The organism is Streptomyces sp. NPDC048600 (assembly GCF_055587025.1).
This window is the reverse complement of the sequence record NZ_JBVJGZ010000067.1, coordinates 1-2,855: the sequence shown is the minus strand read 5'-3', so window position 1 is coordinate 2,855 and position 2,855 is coordinate 1. Positions and strand designations below refer to the sequence as shown.

Sequence of the window (2,855 nt, the reverse complement as noted above, 5' to 3'; positions counted from 1 at the left end):
CGACGGTCCAGGTGTCGCCGCCGGTGAGCAGTGCGGCGAGGTCGCCCTTGCCGTGCTGTTCGACGGCCGTGTCGAGCTGGTCGGCCATCTGGGTGTCGTAGACAGGGCGTTCGACCGAGCGCAGGACGCCGATGGGGGTGTGGTGGAGGGTGTCGGGGTCGGCGAGGCGGGACAGGGCGAACGCGGTGGTCGGGGACGCGGCGTGGGCGTCGTGGACCAGGACCTGTGCCTCGTTCTCCGGGGTCACCGTGATGACCTTCAGGTCGCCGGTGGCGGGGTCGCGGACGACGCCGCTGGCGAGGTCGGTGCCGAAGCGGACCGGCTGTCCGTGCTCGAGGCGGATCAGGGCGTCGGCGGCGGATTCGCGGTCCTTGAGTGCGTCGAAGGCGCCGTCGTTGAAGATGTTGCAGTTCTGGTAGATCTCGATCAGTGCGGTGCCGGGGTGGGCGGCGGCCTGCCGCAGCACGTCGGTGAGGTGTTTGCGGTCGGAGTCGATGGTGCGGGCGACGAAGGATGCCTCCGCGCCGAGGGCGAGGGACACCGGGTTGAAGGGGGCGTCCAGGGAGCCCATCGGGGTGGATTTGGTGATCTTGCCGACCTCGGAGGTCGGGGAGTACTGGCCCTTGGTGAGGCCGTAGATCCGGTTGTTGAACAGCAGGATCTTGAGGTTGACGTTGCGGCGCAGGGCGTGGATGAGGTGGTTGCCGCCGATGGACAGCGCGTCGCCGTCACCGGTGACGACCCACACGCTGAGGTCCTGGCGGGAGGCGGCCAGGCCGGTCGCGATCGCGGGGGCGCGGCCGTGGATGGAGTGCATCCCGTAGGTGTTCATGTAGTACGGGAAGCGGGAGGAGCAGCCGATGCCGGAGACGAAGACGATGTTCTCCCGGGCCAGGCCCAGCTCCGGCATGAAGCCCTGCACGGCGGCGAGGATCGCGTAGTCGCCGCAGCCCGGGCACCAGCGCACCTCCTGATCGGACTTGAAGTCCTTCATGGACTGCTTGGCCTCGGCCTTGGGGACCAGCTTCAGTGCCTCACTCATCGATGGCCTCCTTCAGGGCCTTGGCGAGCTGTTCGGCCTTGAACGGCATGCCGTTGACCTGGTTGTACGAGTGCGCGTCCACCAGGTATCTGGCCCTGATGAGCGTGGCGAGCTGGCCGAGGTTCATCTCGGGGACGACGACGCGGTCGTAGCGGGCGAGGACCTCGCCGAGGTTGCGGGGGAAGGGGTTGAGGTGGCGCAGATGGGCCTGCGCGATCTCCTGCCCGGCGGTGCGCAGCCGTCTGACGGCCGCGGTGATCGGGCCGTAGGTGGAGCCCCAGCCCAGCACGAGGGTCCTCGCGCCGTGCGGGTCGTCGACCTGGAGGTCCGGGACCTCGATGCCGTCGATCTTGGCCTGGCGGGTGCGGACCATGAAGTCGTGGTTGGCCGGGTCGTAGGAGATGTTCCCGCTGCCGTCCTGCTTCTCGATCCCGCCGATCCGGTGCTCCAGACCCGGCGTGCCCGGCACCGCCCACGGCCGGGCCAGGGTCTGCGGGTCCCGCTTGTAGGGCCAGAACACCTCCGAGCCGTCCTCCAGGGTGTGGTTCGGGCCCTGCGCGAACCGCACCCGCAGATCCGGCAGCTCCTCCACCTCCGGGATCCGCCACGGCTCCGAACCGTTCGCCAGGTAGCCGTCGGAGAGCAGGAACACCGGGGTGCGGTACTCGACCGCGATCCGGGCCGCCTCGATCGCCGCGTCGAAGCAGTCCGCCGGCGTGCACGGGGCGATCACCGGCACCGGCGCCTCACCGTTACGCCCGAACATCGCCTGCAGCAGATCCGCCTGCTCCGTCTTCGTCGGCAGACCCGTCGACGGCCCGCCGCGCTGGATGTCGACGACCAGCAGCGGCAGCTCCAGCGACACCGCCAGCCCGATCGTCTCCGACTTCAAAGCCACACCCGGACCCGACGTCGTCGTCACCGCCAGCGACCCGCCGAACGCCGCACCCAGCGCCGCACCGATCCCCGCGATCTCGTCCTCCGCCTGGAACGTGCGCACACCGAAGTTCTTGTGCCGGCTCAGCTCGTGCAGGATGTCCGAGGCCGGAGTGATCGGGTACGAACCCAGGAACAGCGGCAGATCCGCCTGCCGCGACGCCGCCACCAGACCGTAGGACAGCGCCAGGTTCCCGGAGATGTTGCGGTACGTACCGACCGGGAACGCCTTCGCGGCCGGCGCGACCTCGTAGGAGACCGCGAAATCCTCCGTCGTCTCCCCGAAGTTCCAGCCCGCCCTGAACGCGGTGAGGTTCGCCTCCGCGATCTGCGGCCTCTTCGCGAACTTCGCCCGCAGGAACCTCTCCGTGCCCTCCGTGGGCCGGTGGTACATCCACGACAGCAGACCCAGCGCGAACATGTTCTTGCTGCGCTCGGCCTCCTTGCGGGTCAGGTCGAAGTCCTTCAGCGCCTGGACGGTCAGCGTCGTCAGCGGGACCGGATGCAGGTGATAGCCGTCCAGGGAGCCGTCCTCCAGCGGGCTGGCGGCGTAGCCGACCTTCTGCATCGCCCGTTTGGTGAACTCGTCCGTGTTGACGATGATCTCCGCGCCGCGCGGCAGATCGCCGACGTTCGCCCTCAGCGCGGCCGGGTTCATCGCCACCAGCACGTTCGGCGCGTCCCCCGGCGTCAGGATGTCGTGGTCCGCGAAATGCAGCTGGAACGAGGAGACACCCGGCAGCGTGCCGGCAGGAGCACGGATCTCGGCCGGAAAGTTCGGCAGCGTCGACAGATCGTTCCCGAACGACGCCGTCTCCGAGGTGAAACGGTCACCGGTGAGCTGCATACCGTCACCCGAATCCCCCGCGAACCGGAT

Annotated in this window: 2 protein-coding genes; both read right to left on the bottom strand. The window is 69.0% G+C overall.

Annotated features, from left to right (window positions below):
• A partial coding sequence (locus tag ACZ6SQ_RS38275) for a 2-oxoacid:ferredoxin oxidoreductase subunit beta (RefSeq protein WP_469570654.1) occupies positions 1 to 1,042 on the bottom strand: 1,042 nt, incomplete at its 3' end.
• The coding region (locus ACZ6SQ_RS38270) for a 2-oxoacid:acceptor oxidoreductase subunit alpha (protein ID WP_469570651.1) at positions 1,035 to 2,855 on the bottom strand (1,821 nt) is incomplete at its 5' end. The genes ACZ6SQ_RS38270 and ACZ6SQ_RS38275, both read right to left, overlap by 8 nt.